Origin of the sequence: Caenimonas sedimenti (assembly GCF_007833165.1) — a bacterium.
GTDB lineage: Bacteria > Pseudomonadota > Gammaproteobacteria > Burkholderiales > Burkholderiaceae_C > Ramlibacter > Ramlibacter sedimenti.
Genome location: NZ_VOBQ01000025.1, coordinates 61,329 through 81,517, shown reverse-complemented (window position 1 = coordinate 81,517; position 20,189 = coordinate 61,329). Strand labels below are relative to the sequence as shown.

16 protein-coding genes are annotated in these 20,189 nt (G+C 69.4%); 9 read left to right on the top strand and 7 right to left on the bottom strand.

Features of this window, described 5'->3' with window-relative positions:
* The first annotated feature begins 153 nt into the window (after positions 1-153).
* From FN976_RS26595 to FN976_RS26585, 3 genes are read left to right on the top strand one after another with little or no spacing between them, the layout of a single operon-like run.
* Positions 154-882, top strand: coding sequence for a putative Ig domain-containing protein (locus FN976_RS26595; RefSeq protein ID WP_145896692.1), 729 nt, complete (start codon positions 154-156; stop codon positions 880-882).
* Complete coding sequence (locus tag FN976_RS26590; RefSeq protein WP_145896690.1) at positions 882-2,780, top strand: putative Ig domain-containing protein; 1,899 nt, start codon at positions 882-884, stop codon at positions 2,778-2,780. Before FN976_RS26595 ends, FN976_RS26590 begins: the two co-directional genes overlap by 1 nt.
* A gap of 42 nt (positions 2,781-2,822) precedes the next feature.
* Positions 2,823-3,191, top strand: coding sequence for a DUF3703 domain-containing protein (locus tag FN976_RS26585; protein WP_145896688.1), 369 nt, complete (start codon positions 2,823-2,825; stop codon positions 3,189-3,191).
* Here FN976_RS26585 and FN976_RS26580 read toward each other — a convergent pair.
* The 3 genes from FN976_RS26580 to FN976_RS26570 all read right to left on the bottom strand — a co-directional run bounded on the left by FN976_RS26580 (position 3,188) and on the right by FN976_RS26570 (position 11,471).
* Positions 3,188-5,029 (bottom strand): CHASE2 domain-containing protein, encoded by a 1,842-nt coding sequence (locus FN976_RS26580; protein WP_145896686.1) that lies wholly within the window; start codon positions 5,027-5,029, stop codon positions 3,188-3,190. The two genes, FN976_RS26585 and FN976_RS26580, sit on opposite strands and share 4 nt — an antisense overlap.
* Positions 5,010-8,417: a TonB-dependent receptor domain-containing protein gene (locus FN976_RS26575; protein ID WP_145896684.1), complete on the bottom strand. Its 3,408-nt coding sequence runs from the start codon at positions 8,415-8,417 to the stop codon at positions 5,010-5,012. The genes FN976_RS26580 and FN976_RS26575 overlap by 20 nt, the downstream gene beginning before the upstream one ends.
* Positions 8,418-8,489: 72 nt before the next feature.
* Complete coding sequence (locus FN976_RS26570; RefSeq protein ID WP_145896682.1) at positions 8,490-11,471, bottom strand: DNA topoisomerase III; 2,982 nt, start codon at positions 11,469-11,471, stop codon at positions 8,490-8,492.
* 86 nt (positions 11,472-11,557) lie between these two features.
* On the opposite strand from FN976_RS26570, the gene FN976_RS26565 reads away from it, so the two are divergent.
* Genes FN976_RS26565 through FN976_RS26550 form a run of 4 tightly spaced genes read left to right on the top strand, consistent with a single transcriptional unit; the run spans position 11,558 to position 14,201 of the window.
* Complete coding sequence (locus FN976_RS26565; RefSeq protein WP_145896680.1) at positions 11,558-12,094, top strand: SET domain-containing protein; 537 nt, start codon at positions 11,558-11,560, stop codon at positions 12,092-12,094.
* A 6-nt stretch (positions 12,095-12,100) separates the two neighbouring features.
* On the top strand, positions 12,101-12,862 hold the full coding sequence (locus FN976_RS26560; protein WP_145896678.1) for a biotin--[acetyl-CoA-carboxylase] ligase: 762 nt from the start codon (positions 12,101-12,103) through the stop codon (positions 12,860-12,862).
* Positions 12,863-12,868: 6 nt separating this feature from the next.
* On the top strand, positions 12,869-13,525 hold the full coding sequence (locus tag FN976_RS26555) for an SPOR domain-containing protein (RefSeq protein ID WP_145896676.1): 657 nt from the start codon (positions 12,869-12,871) through the stop codon (positions 13,523-13,525).
* A gap of 16 nt (positions 13,526-13,541) precedes the next feature.
* On the top strand, positions 13,542-14,201 hold the full coding sequence (locus tag FN976_RS26550) for a glutathione S-transferase family protein (protein WP_145896674.1): 660 nt from the start codon (positions 13,542-13,544) through the stop codon (positions 14,199-14,201).
* Here FN976_RS26550 and FN976_RS26545 read toward each other — a convergent pair.
* The 3 genes from FN976_RS26545 to FN976_RS26535 form a co-directional block, all read right to left on the bottom strand.
* Positions 14,186-15,661, bottom strand: a complete 1,476-nt coding sequence (locus tag FN976_RS26545; RefSeq protein WP_145896672.1) for a sensor histidine kinase — start codon at positions 15,659-15,661, stop codon at positions 14,186-14,188. The genes FN976_RS26550 and FN976_RS26545 overlap by 16 nt on opposite strands.
* A gap of 10 nt (positions 15,662-15,671) precedes the next feature.
* A complete protein-coding gene (locus tag FN976_RS26540) occupies positions 15,672-16,343 on the bottom strand; it encodes a response regulator (RefSeq protein WP_145896670.1) in 672 nt (223 codons plus the stop codon).
* Positions 16,344-16,427: 84 nt separating this feature from the next.
* The gene (locus FN976_RS26535; protein ID WP_145896668.1) at positions 16,428-16,904 is read right to left on the bottom strand and encodes a MarR family winged helix-turn-helix transcriptional regulator; all 477 of its coding nucleotides are present in this window, start codon (positions 16,902-16,904) and stop codon (positions 16,428-16,430) included.
* 144 nt (positions 16,905-17,048) lie between these two features.
* Here FN976_RS26535 and recA point away from each other — a divergent pair, with 144 nt between their 5' ends.
* Together recA and recX are read left to right on the top strand one after the other, a co-directional pair.
* Positions 17,049-18,137: a recombinase RecA gene (recA, locus tag FN976_RS26530; protein ID WP_145896666.1), complete on the top strand. Its 1,089-nt coding sequence runs from the start codon at positions 17,049-17,051 to the stop codon at positions 18,135-18,137.
* A gap of 2 nt (positions 18,138-18,139) precedes the next feature.
* Entirely contained in the window at positions 18,140-18,592 is a 453-nt protein-coding gene (gene recX / locus FN976_RS26525) for a recombination regulator RecX (RefSeq protein ID WP_145896664.1), read from the top strand.
* Here recX and FN976_RS26520 read toward each other — a convergent pair.
* A complete protein-coding gene (locus FN976_RS26520) occupies positions 18,589-20,169 on the bottom strand; it encodes a sulfatase-like hydrolase/transferase (protein ID WP_145896662.1) in 1,581 nt (526 codons plus the stop codon). The genes recX and FN976_RS26520 overlap by 4 nt on opposite strands.
* Positions 20,170-20,189: the final 20 nt, after the last annotated feature.

Sequence of the window (20,189 nt, the reverse complement as noted above, 5' to 3'; positions counted from 1 at the left end):
TGGTCTTCAAGGTTGAACGAGTAGAACAGCCGATCCTGCGCTCCGCCTTGGCTTCCCATCATCGTCAGCACCCCCGCATTTGGTTCGCGCAAATCTAGGCGGCACCGGAGAGTTTTTCAACAGAATCAGCTGAAAACGGCCGGGCCCTGCACCGTGGAGATCGGATTCCCGGGCCTGCCGCCCGTGACCGCCTACCGCTTCTCCTTCAACCCCGCCGTCGAGGCGTGCCGCAGCGGCTGGGTGGCCCCGGTGGAGACGCCGCCGCCGGGCGCCTCGCTGGAAAGCGCGGGCATCAGCCTCAAGCCCTACGCGCTGCCCGTGTCGATGCCCGTGCTGCACGAGCTGGCGCCGGTGGCGCCGACCGTCGCCGGCAACCCGAGGGGCAGGACGCGCTTCCGCGTCGCCTCCGGCAAATGGCCGAGGGGCTTGCGGCTCGATCCGGACACCGGCGTCATCTCCGGCGTCCCGCTGGACGCGGCCAACTTCGTGGACGGCTTCATCGCCATGACGGTGGATGGCTACAGCGGCGAGTCACAGGTTCCGTATTCGGTCCACTTCCACCCGGTGTTCCTCAAGTTGTATGTCAACTCGAGGGGCGGCGACCACCTGTTCAACCGGCCCGTTGGCACGCCGTTGCCCGCCGGCTTGCACTACTTCATCGACGACGGCGCAGGGGGCCACGGCAAGCTCGCCCCCTCGGTGGTCGCCACGTTCTCGGCGGAGGGCCACCTTCCCGCCGGGGTCACGCTGAGCCCGACAGGCGCGTTGCAGGGCACTCCCACCACCGCAGGCAGCGGCGGCTTCAAAGTCCATGTCGACATCGTCTTCCAGCAGGATTTCGCCGTGCGCCAGACCCTGAACATGTCCTACCAGATCTACTGATGATGGACCTGCGTGCATTGCTCCGCCGCGCTGCCGCGGTCCTGCTCCTGGGGCTGGCCGCCGGATGCGGCGGGGGATCGCCCGCCGTCCAGGCCCTCGCCCAGGCACTCAAGGCCCAGCCCGTGTCGGCGGCGGACCGCGCGCTGACCGGCACCTGGTGGAATCCGTTCGAGCCGGGCACCGGGTTCTTCTTCGAGGCGCAGGGAGGGCTGGCCGTCGCCACTTTCTACGTGTTCGAAGCGGAGGGGCGCGCGGTCTGGTACAGCGGTGTCGGCAACATGACCAGCACGGCTGCCGGGCAGGAGTTCCGCGGCACCTTGCAGCGCCACGTCGGTGGGCAGGCGGGAACCTCCCGCACGCCAAAGACGCCGGCCGCGTCGGCGTTCGCGGATGTCGCCATCCTGTTCAGCGCCGCCGGGGCCGCGCGCGTCCAGCTGCCGGGGCGCAGCTACACGGCCTACCGCTTCGCGTTGTCGGCGGCGCAGCTGCCCAGCCAGCCCGAAGGGCAGCGATCGGCGGTGCAGCCGGAAACCGGCATCTACTGGAACCCCGCCGAGAGCGGCCGCGGCTACACCATCGAAATGCTCAACGGCATCGCCAACGTCGGCGTCTTCCACTACGACAGCAGCGGCCAGCCGGTCTGGAACCTGGTCTCGGCCGGCCTTCCGGTGAACGCCACGGCGCTCGGCGATTTCGCCGCCTACCGCGGCGGCCAGACGCTGGCCGGTGCGTACACGGCGCCGGACCGGCTGGCGGACAGTTCCAGATTCGAGTTGCGCGTGCTCACGGCATGCACCGCCCAGATCGCCTTTCCGGGCCTGCCACCGGTGGACGTGCAGCGCTTCTCCTTCAATCCGGCGGTGGATGCCTGCGGAGGCTCCACCGGCCCGCCGCCGCCGCCCGATCCGGGGGTCGCCGGCGTCAGCTTCCAGGCTTATGCGCCCGCGACCTTGTCCATTGCCTCGCCCGTCGTCGCGCTGCCCGCGGTGACCGGCATTGTCGGCAAGGCGACGCAGTACCGGGTCGCTTCCGGCTCGCTGCCCCCCGGCCTGTGGGTCGATGCGACCACCGGGGTGATCTCGGGCTACGTTGCCCAGCCGGGCACCTACTCCGGTGAGGTCGGCTTGCAGGTCACCGGCCTGGCCGGCGAGGCGCGGGCGCGTTTCTCCTTCCACGTCCACGGGGTCACGATCACCGGCCCGACCCGCGTCACGGCGCAGGTCGGCGAGCCCTTCGTCACCGAGCTGCGGTACACGGTGCTCGACGCCCTCACGGGCCAGCCCGTGGTCCCGGGGCCTGGCTTCGGCGCCTTCTTCAGTGCCCCGTCGCGCTCGGACGGTGCCATTGCCTCCCTGGGGGGCGGCCTGTACGTCGACTCCGGCAACGGGCGCGTGCTCGGCACGCCGCGCTCGGCCTTCAGCGGGACGACGCCGCTCATCGCCACCTTCGGCGGGCCGTCCGGGGAAATCTACAAGGTGACGTTCCAGGTGGAAACGCACATCGCGCCCGCCCTCACCGAGCCGCCACCGGGTTCACGCTACCTGGACTTCGTCGAGGTCGAACTGGTGGGTTCGGCCAGCCTGGGCGGTGCCGTCGAAGCCGGGAGCGCACCGCCAGCCAGCTTCCAGTTCCGCGCCACCGGGAACCTGTCCCTGCTAGAGGGCGGCCAGTTGGCGATCGTCGTGGAGGACCCGCAGGGGCTTTATCAGCCCGGGCTGGCCCAGGTCTCCATCGACGAGTCGAGCGCGACGGCCACGGTGACGCTGCAACCCAAGCCATTCGCCGCGGCGGGGCGGGTGCAGGGTTACCTGCGCTTCTTCGCGTGCCTGGACAGCCGCTGCACCCTGCTGCTGAAGCCGACGCCGATCGTCGTGCGCTACGACTACACGGTGCATTGAGCCGCTTGACCCTGGAGACGCTCCAGGCTTTCCAATGCGGGCATGAACACCACTCCCCAGGCGCGCCGCGCCGTTTACGGGCGGCTGCTGCGCAGCTACGCGGAGCTGCCCGCCCACCGCGAACATGACGAGGCGCGCTGGACCGTGCTCATGGCGGCGCACGTGGTCGGCCAAGCCGACCTGGGGCTGCATGTCGACAGCCACTTGCGGATGCTGCGGCTGGCTTGGGACCAGGGCGACCCGCGGGAAGCGGCGGGGCAGCTGCTGCGCCTGGCCCTCGTCCCGCTGGGGCATGCGCTGGGCCGCCTGCCCGCCGGCAACATCGGCCGCGCCACCGTGCCGGCCTTGCGTCCCATGGTCCCGCCGCCCGCGGTGCAGGCACTGATCGCCCGTCACGCAGGCTCCAGCTAGAGCTTCTCCAGCGCGACCGGGCTGACCCCTTGCAGCGCGGTTTCGCTGGCATGCCGCTGTGCCTCGTCATCGCATGGTGTGTACACGCGAACGGGCTCGGTCTTGCCTTTCACGATGACGTCAGCCAGAGCCCGCAGACCGATGTCCGCCGGCAACTGCGCTGCCGTCGCCTGCGACAGCAGGATGCCGGTGCCGAAGGCCTTGTTCGCGCCTTCCAGCCGCGCCGCCAGGTTCACCGCATCCCCGATGGCGGTGTACGAGAAGCGGCTGGCCGAACCCACGTTACCGATCACCGCGGTGCCGGTGTGGATGCCGATCCGCATGCCGATCGCCGGCAGGCCGCGGGCCTGCAGGTCGGCCACGAGTTGCTGCATCGCCTGCTGCATCTCGATGGCCGCGCGCACGGCATGCTCGGCGTGCTGTGCATCGTCCAGCGGCGCGCCCCAGAACGCCATGATCGCGTCGCCGATGAACTTGTCGAGCGTGCCCTGGTACTTGTGGACGATGGGCGTCATGGCATTGAAGTACGCAGTCAGCACCTCCACCGTCTGCTGCGCGCTGAGCCGCTCCGACAGGCCGGTGAAGTTGGCGAGGTCGGTGAACATCAGCGTCACTTCGCGCGACTCGCCGCCCAGCCGCAGCAGCTCCGGCTGTTCCACCAGGCGCGCCACCACCGGCGCCGGCACGTACTGCGCGAACATGCCGCGCACCCGCAGGGCGCGCTGGCGCGTCGCCAGGTACGAAGCCACGGTCGTGGCGCCGTACAGGGCCACCAGCGCCGCGACCGGGAACAGCGGCGGCAGCCAGCGCTGCGCGCCGAAGAACAGCGCGTACGACGCCACCAGAACCACGAGCACGCAGGCGAGCGCCAGCAGGGCGGTCGCGCCCGGGTCCAGCCGGCGGCCCGCGACGAACAGCAGCGAGCCGAAAGCCGCCAGCAGCGCGTAACCCCAGCCGGCGCCCAGCTGGTGCAGCCCACCTCCGGAGAGTCGGTTCTCGAGCATCGTCGCCTGGATCTCGACGCCGGGAAACAGGCGGTCGCCGCTGTTCGCCACCGCCAGTGGGGAGTTGTACATGTCCGAGCGCGAGGCCTGGAGTTCCGTGGCGCTGCGGGTCGAGCGGCCGACCAGCACGAGCTTGCCGCGGAAGAAGCCCGGCGGCAGCAAGCCGGGTTCGAGAGCCTGGTAGTAGGAGCGCGTGTCGATGGTGCCGCGCGGGCCGAGGTACTGGATCAGGGCCGGAACGGCACTCCGCGGCGCTGGGGGCGTGGGCGCGAGGCGCGCCAGTTGTTCGGACAGGCTGCCTTCGGCGTTGGATTGGCGCCGCACCACGTAGTCGTCGTCCGGCCGCACGCTGATGTCGCCCGCGACGGCGCCGGCCGCCAGCAGTTCCGGCAGGGGCGGAACCTGCGTCCACAGCGATGCATTGGCATGCACGATGAGTTCCTGGGTGGACGCGAGCACCACCCGTCCCGCGGTCGCGATGGAACGCGCGAACGCATGGTCCTGCTCCGGCTGGCTCGGTTCGGCGAAGACGATGTCGAAGCCGACGGCCGCCGCGCCGTCCGCGCGCGCGCGCTCCAGCACCTTGCCGTGCAGGCTGCGCGGGAAGGGCCACTGCACCCGCAGTTCCTGGAACGTGGGTTCGTCGATGGCCAGGATGACGATGGGTTGCCGGCTGACGCCGGGCGCGGCCCACGAGGTGAACAAATCGAAGATCTTGCCCTCGACCGCGTCCCAGGTCCGGCTGTACGAGAGCGCGAACACCAGGGCCACGGCCAGCAGGCCGGCGGCCGGGACGGCCGCGGCCCGGCGCCAGCTAGAAGCGGTAGCGCGCATCGATCACGTAGCGCCGGACCTGGCGTTCGGACCGGTTGCCGAACAGGTTCAGCGCGCCGGCGCCGATCACCCAGTGCTTGTCGGCGCTTTCCCAGAAGCCGGCGAGGTCCACACCCCAGCCGGAAGGCCGCACGGTCAGGTTGGCGGTGTCCTCGAAGCGGCGCGAGCGGAAGACGGCGCGCGCGCTGAAGTAGATGCGTTCGGCGCTGGCCCACGTGCCGCCGACCACGGCGGTGTGGCGCGGCAGCCAGGGGAACTGGCGGTCCGGGATTTCGGCATTGGTCAGTGTGTCCTCGGTGACGCTGTCCGAGTGGTGGTACGCGTAGCGCGCATAGCCGGACCACTGTTTGGTGAACATGTGGTTGAGGCCGAACGTCGCCGCGCTCACGTGCCCGCGCTGCACGATCGGGTCGCCCTCCAGCAGGCTCAGGGTCGAGAGGTTCACCAATTGCGCGTTGCGCATCTCCTCCAGGAACAACAGGCTGGGCGTGCGCAGGTCGACGCCGACGGCGGTGGGGTTGCGCACTTGCGTGTGTTCCAACCGGCCCAGCGCGAAGGTCCGGTCGCCGAGTGCCAGCGCCGCCTGCACCACGCCGCGCTTCGATTGCCCGCCGGCCTCGAGGTACCGGTCTTCCACCGGCAGGCCAGCGGTGTCCACGCTGGCCAGCGTGCTGGTCGCCAGCGGCCGCAGGAAGTGCTGGTAGGCCGCGCGCACGGTCAGGCCGCTGTGCGGCTGCCAGACCAGGCCGACGCGCGGCGCGACCACCCGCTCGGTGTCGTCGCGGTCGGCCAGGGTGCGGTTCAGGAATTCCAGGTTGATCAGGGCCGCGGCGTTCTGGCCATGCACGCGGTGCCGGATCCAGTGCGCCGCCAGGGCGCCGTCGAAACGCAACGGGCTGGTGGCGGCCTGCTGCCAGGCCAGCGTGAGCCCGTTGTAGCGCCGGTCGACGTCGTTGCGGCCGGTGAAGACCAGCGTGTCGCCCACCAGCACCCCCTCGATCTCGCCGAAGATCGGACCCGCGCCGGCGACCTGGTTGAACTGCCGCTCCTTGACGTGTTCGATGGTGCCCCAGACGCGGTCCCCGTTGTCCAGGTCCATCGTGTGGCGCAGCTGCAGGTCGGAGAAACGCTTCTGCGGGATCGACGCCAGGCCCAGCACGCCGACCAGCGGCGGGACGGGGAACTGCGTCGGGTAGCGCGCGACTTCGTTGAAGTCGGTGCTGTGGCCCAGCTTGGCCCACGTCTGGCTGGTGGGCGACCAGCGGTACGAGGCACCGAGCGCCGCCTGCCGCACGCGGTTGTCCAGCGTGGTCGGCGCGCCGGCGTCATCCAGGAAGAACACCTGGTTGCGGCCGCGCAGCGACAGGTCGATGTCATTGGCATAGAAGAACAGGCCGAGGTTCGCCGTGGGCTGCGCGCCGAGGCCGATGGTGCCGACCTGGATGCGCGCGTCGGCTCGGCCCGAGCTGTCGTAGAAGGCCGGCACCCCGAAGGTGCCGACATCGATCGGCAGGCGCGTCGCCACGCCGGTCTGCGCCTTCACAAAGTAGGCGATGGGGACATGCGTGTTGACCAGTCCGTTGAAGGTGACGGAGGGCGCGGCCAGCCGGAAGTGCTCGCGGTCCAGCGTGATGCCCACCGCGCCGTGGTGGCCCGGCCGCTGCAGAAGCGGTGAGAAGCGCTGGCTGCCGCCGAAAGCCAGCGGGTCGGCCAGGAAGCCCTGGAACAGCTCCGAATTCTTATTGAACTCGCCCGGGTAGCGGTCGGCCAGGAACAGGTGGCTGCCGCCCCAGTACGGGTGGTAGGACTGCTGGGCGAGTTCCAGCGCCCAGTCCTCCATGCCGAAGAAAGCCAGCGAGGCGCCGAAGTTCGCGCGGCCTTGCTGGTCGTTCGCCAGCTGGTTGAGCGACTTCAGGTACGGCATGCGCTGCACCGCGGCCCGCGAGGCTTGCACGGCGTCGCCCGCGCGGAACAGGTCGGTGTGGATCTGCGCCAGGAACAAATGCGGCAGCGGGTCCTTGTCGTCCAGCAGCGCGGCTTGCTCGAGCGTGGCTACCGCGTCGCTGTGGCGCCCCAGCTGGTAGTACGCGACGGCGGTGTAGGTCTTGGCGCGCGCGTAGCGGGGCTCCATCACGCCGGCCCGCAGGAAGGCGTCGAGCGCGGCGTCGGGGCGGCCCTGCTTCAGGCGCAGGAGGCCTTGGCCGGTGAGCGCGACGTAGTCCGACGGGTTGGCGGCCAGCGCTTCGCTGAAAGCCTGTTCGGCGGCGGGAATGTCATTGCGGAACGCCTCCAGCGTGCCGAGTTCGCCGCGGTAGCCGGGCCCCTGCGGATTCAGTTCGAGCGCGCGCAGCAAGCTGGCCCGCGCGGGCACGCTGTCTTCGCGCTCGGTGTGCGCGCTGCCCAGGCCGAACCAGCCGCGGTCGTCCTGCGGCGCCAGTTCGGTCGCGCGCCCGTAGGCGCGCAGGGTGCCGGGGGCGTCGCCCTGCCGGCGCGCCAACGCGCCGCGCGAGAGCCAGAGCGGCGCCGGGTCATCGGCGCGCGGCTCCCCCAGCGTGCGCGCGCTTTCGTCGAGGCGATCGCCCAACAGTTGGGCGCGCGCGAGTTCCGCGCGGAGCACCGGATGGCCGGGGAAGCGGGCCAGGCCGGACGTCAGGGTGGCGATGGACTGCCCACTTTCGCCATCGACAAGTTGCCGCTCGGCGCGCGCCAACAGATCCGCGAGCGCCGGCTCCAGGCCGCGGAAGCGCTCGGGCTCCGCCTTCAGCGCGTTGACCCACTGGATGCGGTCGCGCGGCTGCGACAGCAGGATCTTCACCGGCGCCTTGCCGACTTCGGCGACCGCGGCCTCGTTGCGCCCGACGATCACCTCGCCCTGCGGATTGCTCAGCGTGACCTCGCCCGACAGCACGGTGAGCAGCGTCTTGCCGTCGGCGTCCACCTGGATGTCCCAGTCGGTGCCGCGGATGCCCGCGGTGGCGGCGGGCGTCTGGAAGTTGAGCGGGACGCCCGGCGGCCGGCGGGTCTGCGCCCAGGCGCGGCCGGCTTCGAGCGACAGTGTCGTGGACGCTTGCGCCCCGGCGGCGACCGCCTTCACCTGCAGCACGGTGTTGGCGTGCAGCCGGATCTGCGTCTCGTCGGCGAACAGGATCGCCATGCGTGCGGCATCGCGGGTGCGCACGTAGTCGCCGTTCGCCAGCGGCTGCGCCATGCGCGCGGGCCGCCAGTCGGGCGCGGCGGCGGCCTTCTGTTCCCCCGCCCCCTGCAGGTTGACGATTTCGGCGGCCGCGCCGGCCGGCACGGCCGCCGTGGCGCCAGTGGACGCGACGGCCAGGCTGGCCGCGGCGATGCAATGCAATGCGAAACGATGCACGTCGGAACGCGTGTTCATGCCCTGTGGACTCCTCGCCGGGTCGCGGCGCGCCGGGGATGGTAAACGCGACCGGCGCGCCCGCGCGCGTCCTCAGCTCAAGTGCTTGCCAACTATGCCCGCCAATTCGAACATCGTGACCTGGTCCTTGCCGAAGACGGGCTTCAACTTGCCGTCCGCGTTGATCGCGCGCTTGTTCGTGGCGTCCTGCAAACCGTTGGCCTTGATGTAGTCCCAAAGCTTCTTGATCACCTCGGTCCGCGCGACCGGCTCGCTGCCGATCACGGCGGCGAGTGCGGCGCTGGGCGTCAGCCCCGGTCCGGTCTTGCGCGGCGCTTTCGGCGCGGCCGCCTTCTTGGCCGGGGCCTTCTTCGCCGCCGGCGCCTTCTTGGCCGCGGTCTTGCCGGCAACCGCCTTCGCCGCCTTCGCGGTGGCCTTGTACGGCGTGCCCGGCTCCTTGGCCGTCTTCGCGGGCGCGCCCTTGCGCGGCGGGAACTTGGAGGTGCGCGGCTCGAACTCGAAATTCACCTTGCCGGCCTCGGCGTCCCACGCCAGGTAGGCCTTGAACGGCCGGCGCGTGCGCATCGAGACGAACTTGTCGAGCAGGTCGGTCTTGCCGGTGGCGAGCAGTTTGGACATCTGCTCGCGCTCCACCGGCTGCTGCAGGATGATCTTGCCGCTGCGGAAGTCGCAGGTGGGCGTGGGGTGGCCGGCGGTGGGCACGGCGCGCTCGCACACGTAGTTGCTGCCCCACTCGTAGACTCTGGCACCGCATTTGGGGCAGGGGCCCAGCGGTTCTTGCGCGCTCAGGTCGATGATCTCGCCGGTGGTCGCGGGGTCTTCCTCGTTGCCGAAGTCGAACTCCAGCTTCCAGTTCTTCTCCTCCTCGTCGAACTTCAGGGCGAGTTCGGCGGTGAAGGGCCAGCCGGCCTTGGAGCGGAAGCCCTGCAGGGGGCCGATGCGCTTGTTGGTGAGGAAGTCCTCGACCTCGTCGAGTTCGAAGGCGCGTCCGGCGGGGATCTTGGTGAACGAAAAACCGCAGGGCTCCTGGCCCTTCTTGCCGACGCAGTTGTAGCGGCGGTAGGTCTCCATCACCGTGCCGCCGCAATTGGGGCAAGGCGTCTTCAGCGTCGCGTAGTCGCCAGGCACCGTGTCGCGGTCGTACTCCTTCGCCTTCTTGACGATGCGCTCCGTCATCTCGGCGATTTCCTGCATGAAGGTGTCGCGCGACAGCTTGCCGTGCTCCATCTGCGCCAGCTTGTATTCCCACTCGCCCGTGAGCTCGGGCTTGGAGAGCTCCTCCACGCCCAGGCCGCGCAGCAGCGTCATCAGCTGGAACGCCTTGGCGGTCGGGATCAGCTCGCGGCCTTCGCGCAGCATGTACTTCTCGTTGATCAGGCCTTCGATGGTGGCGGCGCGCGTGGCGGGCGTGCCCAGGCCCTTCTCCTGCATCGCTTCGCGCAGTTCGTCATCTTCAATGAACTTGCCGGCGCCTTCCATCGCGCCCAGCAGCGTCGCTTCGCTGTAGCGCGCCGGCGGCCGGGTCTTCAGGCCCTTGGGCTCCACCGTCTCGCTGCGGACCATCTCGCCGGGCTTCACCGGCACCAGGTTCTGGCCCTTGTCGCCTTCCTTGGCATCGGCCACTTCCTCGGCCGCCTCCTTGCCGTAGATCGCGAGCCAGCCGGGCTTCACCAGCACCTTGCCTTCGGTCTTGAAGTGGTGACCCACGGCCTGGCTGATGCGCGTCGTGACGGTGTATTCGGCGCTTGGGAAGAAGACCGCCAGGAAGCGCCGCACGACCAGGTCGTACAGCTTCTGCTCGGCTTCCGACAGGCCGCTCGGCGCCTGCAGCGTCGGGATGATCGCGAAGTGGTCGCTGACCTTGGTGTCGTCGAAGATGCGCTTGATCGGCTTGACGTAGCCGCCGTCCACCGCCTGCTTGGCAAACGGCGCCAGGTGCTTCATGCCGCTGTCGGCGAGCATGCCCATGGTGTCGTGCACGACCTTCACGTAGTCCATCGGCAGGTGGCGCGAATCGGTCCGGGGATAGGTCAGGGCCTTGTGGCGTTCGTACAGCGACTGCGCGAGCGCCAGCGTGGTCTTGGCCGAATAGCCGAAGCGGCCGTTCGCCTCGCGCTGCAGCGAGGTCAGGTCGAACAGCCCGGGCGCGGCCTGCGTGGTGGGCTTCGATTCCTCGGTGACGGTGGCGGCCTTGCCGCGCACGGCATCGGCGATGGCGCGCGCATCCTTCTCGTTCCAGAGGCGGTCGGCCCGCTTCTCGGCGTCCTCCGGATCCTTCTTCCAGTTGGGGTCGAACCACTTGCCGGGGTATTCGCCGGCCTCGGCCAGGAAAGACGCGTGCACCTCCCAGTAGTCGCGGCTGATGAACTTGCGGATCTGCTCCTCGCGCTCCACCACGATGGCCAGCGTCGGCGTCTGCACGCGGCCGACGGTGGTGAGGAAGAAGCCACCGTCACGCGAATTGAACGCCGTCATGGCGCGCGTGCCGTTGATGCCGACCAGCCAGTCGGCCTCGGAGCGGGAGCGCGCGGCATGCGCCAGGCCCAGCATCTGCTTGTCGGTCCGCAGCTTGTCGAAGCCGTCGCGGATCGCCTGGGGCGTCATCGACTGCAGCCACAGGCGCTTGACGGGCTTGCCCAGGCTGGCCGCCTTGGCGCCGGGCTTGTCCTTGCCGGTGGCCGCGAACTGCTCGATCAGCCGGAAGATCAGCTCGCCCTCGCGCCCCGCGTCGCAGGCGTTCACCAGCTCGGTCACGTCCTTGCGCTTGGCGAGCTTGACCACGGCGTTCAGGCGCGACTTGGTCTTGTCGACGGGCTTCAGGTCGAAGTACGGCGGGATCACGGGCAGGTGGGCGAAGCTCCACTTGCCGCGCTTCACGTCGAATTCCTCGGGCGCGTGGATCTCCACCAGGTGGCCCACGGCGCTCGTCACGATGTACTTCTCGCTCTCGAAATACTCATCGTGCTTGTCGAACTTGCCCGCGACCGGCGTGAGGGCGCGGACGATGTCCTGCGCCACGGAAGGCTTCTCGGCAATCACCAGTGTTTTCGACATCTACAATCCATCCTTTTCTCGCGCGTACGCGCACGCACACGCGCGCGCACATGTGATTTCAAGTTAACACAGGTTTTTTGCCGCCGATGCCCGCCAGCCCCGACAACCCCCCCAAGCCCTCCAGCCGCAGAATCCAGGTCCGCAAGTCGGGCGTTCATGGCAAGGGCGTCTTCGCCGTGCAGGACATCCCCGAAGGGGCGCGGCTCATCGAATATGTGGGCGAAATCATCAGCTGGAAGGAGGCGCAGCGGCGCCACCCCTGGAACCCGGAAGACCCGAACCATACCTTCTACTTCCATGTGGACGAGAAGCGGGTCATCGATGCCGCTCACGGCGGCAACGCTTCCCGCTGGATCAACCACTCCTGCAACCCGAACTGCGAAGCCGACGAGGACGAGGGCCGGATCTTCATCAAGTCGCTGCGCAACATCGAGGCCGGCGAAGAGCTGAACTACGACTACGGCCTCATCATCGATGAGCCGTACACCAAGGCGCTGAAGGCGGAGTATCCCTGCTGGTGCGGCAGCAAGAACTGCCGGGGGACGCTGCTGGCGCCCAAGGACAAGCCGAAAAAGCGCAAGTCCAAGGGCAAGGGCAAATCCAAGCGCAAGTCGAAAAAGTAGGCCGCCATGCAGCGCTGGCCGGCCGAAGCGATCTGGGAGGCCGTGGCCCCCCAGCTTCCCGGTTTCACGGTGGAAGTGCTGCCCAGCATCGACTCGACCAATTCCGAACTGATGCGGCGCGCGCGCGACGGCCGCACCGACCCCGTGCTTCTCGTGGCCGAGTCGCAGACTGCCGGCCGCGGCCGGCTGGGGCGCAGCTGGGCCAGCGAACCCGGCGCCTCGCTGACGTTCTCGCTGGGCCTGCCGCTGGCCCCACCCGACTGGTCCGGCCTGTCGCTGGCCGTGGGAGTGGCCGTGGCCGAGAGCCTGCACCCCGGCATCCAGCTGAAGTGGCCGAACGACCTGTGGGTGCATGACCGCAAGCTGGGCGGCATCCTGATCGAGACCGCGAGTTCCGGCGGCGGCGAAGGCGCCCGCTTCGCCGTGATCGGGATCGGGCTGAACGTCGCCCCGCGGGACGCCGCCGGCCTCTCGACCCCCGCCGCCAGCCTGCGCGCCCTGGAGCCCATGTGCGATGCCGGCGCGGCGCTGTTGCGGCTGGCGCCGCCGCTGGTCACGGCCATCCAGTCCTTCGAACAGTTCGGCTTCGCGCCGTTCCAGGCCCGGTTCCAGGCGCGCGACGCGCTGCGCGACCGCGCCGTGGCACTCAGCGACGGCACCAGCGGCACCGCGCACGGCGTGGATGAGGCCGGGGCCCTGCTGGTGCATACTGCGACCGGCATGCAAGCCATCCGCAGTTCCGAAGTGAGCGTGCGCCCCCGCAACTGACGTCCTATGCTGCGCCTGATCGTCCTGCTCCTGCTGCTGGCCAACGGCGGCTACTACGCCTGGTCGCAAGGCCACCTGCTCCCATGGGGCGTCGGGCCGGCGCAGCAGTCGGAGCCCCAGCGCGTCACGCAGCAGGTGCGCCCGGAGGCCTTGAACCTGCTCCAGCCCGACGAGCTCAAGCGCATGGAAAACCTGGCCGCGACCTCGCCGCGTCCACCCGATTGCCTGCAGGCGGGCCCGCTGGACGATGCCCGCATCGGGCCGCTGCGTACCGTCCTGGAAAGCTGGCCGACCACCACCTGGCTGCTCGACACGGTGGTCGAGCCGCCCCGCTGGATCGTCTACATGGGCCGCTATTCGGGCGTGGAGCAGCTGGCGCGCAAGCGGGCCGAACTGCGCCAGCTGGGCGTGTCCTTCGAGGCCCTGGCCAACCCCGAGCTGGAGCCCGGCCTCTCGCTCGGCGGCTTCGCGACGCAGGCCCAGGCGAACCAGTTGCTCGAAACGCTGGCCGAGCGCGGCGTGCGCACCGCGCGCGTGGTGCAGGAAAGGCCGGAGCAGCGCGGCCAGCGCCTGCTGCTGCCCGCCGTCGACGACAACCTGCGTCCGCGCCTTGACGAATTGAAGACCGTGCTGAGCGGCAAGCCCCTGCGGTCCTGCCGCTGATTCCCTGGAGACATCGATGACCGTCAAGCTCTATTTCGCCCCCGGCGCCTGCTCCTTCGTGCCGCACGCGCTGCTGGAGATGGCCGAGGTGCCGTTCGAGCCGGCGCTGGTGAAGCTGCACAAGGGCGAGAACCTCACCGCCGAATACAAGGCGGTCAATCCGCGCGGCCAGGTGCCGGTGCTGGTGGACGGCAACGACACCATCACGCAGATCCTGGCCATCGTCCACCACCTGGACAGCCGCTTTCCGGAGCAACATTTCCTGCCCACCGATGCGATGGACCGGACGCGGGTGCTGGAGACGCTCGCCTGGATGAACAACACGGTGCACCCGACCTTCACGCACGTGTTCATGCCGCACAAGTTCGCCACCACGCCGGAAGGGCAGGCCGACATCAAGGCGAACAACGCGAAGCTGTATGCCGAGATGCTGGCGGAGATCGACGCCATCGCGCTGGGTGCCGCCGAACTCGGCGAGCCCTTCATGGCGGGCCAGCATTTCGGGCCCGTCGACGCCTACTCGCTGGTGCTGCTGCGCTGGGGCGGCTTCGCCGGCATCGACCCCACCAGCTACCGCTCGCTGTGGGCGCATGTCCAGCGCATTGCGGAACTGCCGGGCGTGGCCCGCGCCATCGAGCGCGAGCGCCTGCAGCTGAACCTCTACAAGGCGGCCTGAGCGGCCTCCGCTTCGGTCTGCACGGTGGTCGCCACCGCGAAGCGCACGCTCACCCGCATGCCCGGCGGCGTCTGGCCCGGATGGGCGTCCTCCAGCGTGATCTCGGCCTGGTGCTGCCGCGCGATCTCGCGCACGATCGGCAGGCCCAGGCCGGAGCCATCGACGTTCGTGCCCAGGGTGCGGTAGAACGGCTGGAAGACCAGTTCGCGCTCGCTCTCCGGGATGCCGGGGCCCGAATCCTCCACCTGCAGCACCAGCACGCCGCCGAACGGGTCGGCCAGCACCCGGGCCGTCACGACACCCGGCTTGTCGCTGCTGGACGGCGTGTAGATGATCGCGTTGTCCAGCAGGTTGCGGATCATCTCCTTCAGCAAGGTGGGGTTGCCCTGGACCGTGACGCCCGGCGCGCCCGGCTGCGCGCCGTCGAAGCCGAGGTCCAGCTGCTTGTCCATGGCGCGCGGCACGGAGTCCTGCACGGCTTCCATCGTCAGCGCCGCCAGGTCGCAGGATTGGCGCACGATGGCCTTGCCGCTGCTCTCGGCACGCGCCAGCGCCAGCAGCTGGTTGACGGTGTGCGTGGCGCGGATGCTGGAGCGGCCGATCTGCTTGAGCGATTGCTTGAGCTCCTCGGCATTGAACTGCTCGCGCTGCGCCAGGTCGGCCTGCATGCGCAGTCCCGCGAGCGGCGTCTTCAGCTGATGCGCGGCGTCGGCCAGGAAGCGCTTCTGCGTGGCGATCGAATCCTTCAGGCGCGTGAGCAGGTCGTTCACCGACGACACCAGCGGCGCCACCTCCAGCGGGACCACCTTTTCGTCGAGCGGGCTCAGGTCGTCCGGCTTGCGCGCGCGGATGCGCTCCTCCAGTTCCGACAACGGCTTGATCCCGCGCACCAGCGCCAGCCAGACCAGCAGCACGGCCAGCGGCAGGATGACGAGCTGCGGCAGCATCACGCCCTTGATGATTTCCGTGGCGAGCACGGAACGCTTCTCGCGCGTTTCCGCCACCTGCACCAAGGCCGGCACGGCGCCGGGCAGGTCGAGCTTGACCCAGGTGTAGGCGATGCGGACGTCGAGACTGCGCATCTCGTCGTCGCGCAATCGGGTTTCGCCGGGGATGACGCGCTCGTCGTCAGGCGGCAGCGGGAAGTCACGCTCGCCGGAGAGGAGCTCGCCCTTGGCGCCGAGTACCTGGTAGTAGACGTGGTCGGAATCGTCGGCGCGCAGGATCTCGCGTGCGGGCTGCGGCAGGTTGAACGAGGCTTTCTGTCCCTGCACGGTGACCAGCTGGGCCAGCGCCTGGACGTTGTACTCGAGCGCGCGGTCGAACGGCTTGCCGGCGATGCTCTGCGCGACCAGCCAGGTCAGCGCCAGGCTGACCGGCCACAGCAGCAGCAGCGGCGTGAGCATCCAGTCGAGGATTTCCCCGAACAACGAGCGTTGCTCACGCTGGAAGATTTTCATGCGGTCCGGGTTATGGGATCTTCTCCAGACAGTAGCCGAGGCCGCGCACGGTGGCAATGCGAATCGGCCCTTTCTCGATCTTCTTGCGCAGGCGGTGGATGTACACCTCGATCGCGTTGTTGCTGACCTCCTCGCCCCATTCGCACAGGCGCTCTACCAGCTGGTCCTTGCTGACCAGGCGGCCGGCGCGCTGCAGCAGCACCTCCAGCAGGCCGAGCTCGCGCGCGGACAGTTCGACCATCTTGCCGTCGATGGTGGCGACGCGGCCGGCCTGGTCGTACACCAGCGGGCCGTGCTTGATGGTGCTGCTCGTGCCGCCCATGCCCCGGCGGGTGAGCGCGCGCACGCGCGCCTCCAGCTCCTGCAGGCTGAACGGCTTGGCCATGTAGTCGTCGGCGCCCAGGTCCAGGCCCTTCACGCGCTCCTCGATGGCGTCGGCGGCGGTCAGGATCAGCACCGGCATGTTGGAGCCGCGCCCGCGCAATTTGCGCAGGACCTCGAGACCATGCATCTTGGGCAGGCCGAGGTCGAGGATCAGCAGGTCGAACTCGTTGTTCGTCATCAGCGCCGCGTCGGCTTCGGTGCCGCTCGCGACGTGGTCGACGGCCGCGCCTGCGGCCCGCAGGCTGCGCAGCAGTCCATCGGCCAGCACCTGGTCGTCTTCGGCAATGAGGATCCGCATGATTTGTCTCCAATGGCGCGCCTTCCTGGCCGGGCGCGTTTGCTCAAATTCTAGGCGCGTGGTCCTGCGCGGGCCTGACGCACGTCAACTGCCGTTCCCCCCAGCATAGGCCTCCAGGCCCAGGGCCACCACCGTGGCGACGTCCTTTCCCACTTCGGTCCGGAATTCGGCCTCGGCCTGCGCCACCGCGTCGCGGAAGGCCTGCAGCCAGGCCAGGCCGGTGGGCGTGAACTTCACCAGGCGCGCCCGCGCGTCCCGGCCGTCGGCTTCGCGGGTCACCAGCCCCCAGGCCTCGCACTGGTCCACCAGGTCGCCCATGGCCTGCTTGCTCATGCCGGCGCTGGCCGCCAGCTCGGTGAGGCGCGACCCCTGCAGGGCGAGGTGCCGCGTGATGTGGATGTGGGCCGCGGTGATCTGCGCGCGCGCCGCGAGGTTCGCCAGCGCCAGGGGCACTTCGACGTTGTGGGCCATCAGGTGCAGCACCCGCTCGTCGAAGCGCCGCATGGCGTGGCCGAGCAGGCGGCCAAGGTGGGTGAGGCGCCAGCCGTCATCCGCAGTCATGGCCAGATGGTAAGGCAAACTGACGAAAAAACTTGTTTACGGAAAGCAAGCTCGCTCGTTACATTACTGGGCATGCATCCAGCCTGTGCTTAAAGCCAGACGGTGCGAACCACACAACCCATTGATTCACAAGGAGAAACTGGCATGGACGTCCAAGTCAAAGGCACCAAGATCGCGGTCGACAGCGAGAAGTCCAAGGCGCTGCAGGCCGCCCTGGCCCAGATCGACAAGCAGTTCGGCAAGGGCACCATCATGCGGCTGGGCGAGGGCGAGAAGCTGGAGGACATCCAGGTCGTCTCCACCGGTTCGCTGGGCCTGGACATCGCGCTGGGCGTCGGTGGCCTGCCGCGGGGACGCGTCATTGAAATCTACGGCCCGGAATCGTCCGGCAAGACCACGCTCACGCTGCAGGTCATCGCCGAGATGCAGCGCCAGGCCGGCCAGTGCGCCTTCATCGACGCCGAACACGCGCTCGACGTGCAGTACGCGCAGAAGCTGGGCGTGAACCTGTCCGACCTGCTGATCAGCCAGCCCGACACCGGTGAGCAGGCGCTCGAGATCTGCGACAGCCTGGTGCGCTCCGGCGCGGTCGACCTGATCGTCATCGACTCCGTGGCGGCGCTCACGCCCAAGGCGGAAATCGAAGGCGAAATGGGCGACTCGCTGCCCGGCCTGCAGGCCCGCCTGATGAGCCAGGCGCTGCGCAAGCTCACGGCCACGATCAAGAAGACCAACTGCATGGTCATCTTCATCAACCAGATCCGCATGAAGATCGGCGTGATGTTCGGCAGCCCCGAGACCACCACCGGCGGCAACGCGCTGAAGTTCTACGCCTCGGTGCGCCTGGACATCCGCCGCACCGGCACCATCAAGAAGGGCGAGGAGGCCATCGGCAACGAGACCAAGGTCAAGGTGGTCAAGAACAAGGTGTCGCCGCCCTTCAAGACGGCGGAATTCGACATCCTGTTCGGCGAAGGCATCAGCCGCGAGGGCGAGATCATCGACATGGGCGTGACCCAGGGCGTGCTGGAGAAGTCCGGCGCCTGGTATGCCTACAACGGCGAGAAGATCGGCCAGGGCCGCGACAACGCGCGCGAATTCCTGCGCGAGAACCCCGAGCTCGCCCGCGAGATCGAGAACAAGGTGCGTGACGAGCTGGGCATCCCGCTGCTGCCGTCCGACGTCGAAGAGGCGCCGGTGAAAGAGGCCAAGGAAGCCAAGCCGGGCAAGTAGGCATGGCGTTCGGCCAGCTGTCGCTCAAGGGCCGCGCGCTGAAGCTGCTGGCCGTCCGCGAGTATTCGCGCAGCGAACTCGAGCGTAAGCTGGCGCAGCACGAAACCGAGCCGGGCCAGCTGAAGCAGGCGCTGGACGAACTGCTCGCCAAGGGCTTCCTCGACGAGCAGCGGGTGGTCGATTCCCTGGTGCACCGGCGCGCGGGCAAGCTGGGCGCCGGGCGCATCCGCCACGAGCTGCAGGCCAAGGGGGTCGATGCGGCCAGGGTGGCCGAGGCCGTCGCCGCCCTGAAGCTTTCGGAAGTGGAGCGCGCGCGTGAGGTCTGGCGCAGGAAGTTCGGGGTGGTGCCGGCCAATGCCGCCGAACGCGGCAGGCAGGCCCGCTTCCTCGCGGCGCGTGGCTTCGGCGGGGAGGCGATCCGCCGGGCGCTCAGCGAGCCGGACGAATCCGGCTAGGGTGACGGCCTGGCCGCCGCGCGGGCCTGTGCCTGCAAGGTCTCGAAGCGCATCGTGTGGCCCGCCCGGACCTGCGTGAAGCGCGTCCGCGGCGGCACGGCGCGGGCCGTGAGATCCACCGGGAGCCGGCGCGGCTCCTCGTAGCGGATGCCGGCCGCGCCCAGCAGCGTGGGCGCCACGTCCATGTGCATCACCGGCGCGCGCTGGTTGTCCGCCAGCGTCTTCCACTTGGCCCCATGCGCGGCACGCCAGCCGGCGTTGGCCCAGGCGATTCCCGGAACGATCGTGTCCCAAAGCGTCGGGACCCGCAGCGCGTGGTGCTGCAACCCCCGGGCGTCGTCGAACAGGTTTTCGCCATGGTCCGGGGTGTAGAAGAGAAAGGCCTCGCCAGGCTGCGCCTGCAGCCGCTGCGCGACCTCCCGCAGGAAGCGCATCGATTCGTCGATGGCATTGTCGTAGTCGTTCCAGAGTGCTTCGCCGGAGTGGGCGGGCCCGGCGACCGGAAAGGGCGCTTGTGGTCCCACGTACCGATCGCGGTAGGGCGCATGCGCGTTGTACGCGTGCAGGACGATCAGCTTGCGCGGCTCGGGCCGCGCCAAGGCGGCATCCAGCAGGGGCAGCAGGGCGGCGCGATCCAGTTTCGGCGCGGGATCGTAGACCTGGTTGCGAGCGTCGGGCCAGGCGATCGCACGCTCCTGCACAGCCAGCCAGAAGGTTTCGAATCCCACCTCCTCGAAAGCCTTCAGCAGCGTCGCATCGCGCGGCACGCGATCCCGGCTGCCGGGCAGGGCGCGCGACACCAGCAATGGCACCGACGTGTGCGTGCTGCTGGAGCCGGCCAGCATGTCGCAGAACAGCAAGGCGCCCGCCGGCGGCGCGGTCACCAGCGGCAGGCCGCCGCATCCGGGGATGCGATCACTTCGCACGCTTTCGCCGATGACGAGGATGTAGGTTTCCGCCGCCGCGGGCGGCTGCTCGCGCCGAGCTTCCCAGGAGGCGGTTCGTGGCCTCGGACTGGCACGGAAATCAGGAGCATCCGGCAGGGCGATGCCACTGTCCCCGGCCTGGCCTTCCAGCACCGCGCCCGCCAGCGCGGCCGGCCAGGCCTCGCGCCAGCTGTGCGCAGGCAGCGCGACGGCCAGCACCGCGCCTGTCACCAGCACCGCGGCAAGCTGCTTGCGGCGTGGTCCGGGCCCCGGCGGGCGGCGCCACAGCAACGCGATGAGCGCGCACAGCGCGAGCCCGGTGGCGGCGAGCGCGAGCCGGTACGGGGCCAGCGCCGCCTGGACCTCGCCGGCCCGGAAGGTGTACCAGACGGCCACCAATTCGAGCACGTTGGCCCCACGCAGCGCATCCGCCGCCACGACCGCGATGCCAGCCCAGAGGAGCGGGAACGTCACGACCAGGAACAGGCGGCGCGGCAGTGCCGTCCATAGCAGGGCGGCCATCCAGCATCCGACGGCGGCCAGCTGCCATTCCGGCGCGTGCCAGGTGTTGGCGAGCGATGCGACGGTGAGGTTCGGCAGGAGAAGCAGGCCCAGCCAGATGGCAAGCAGGACGCGGTGAAGAGCCGTCATGACGCAGCGGGCGCCCGGCC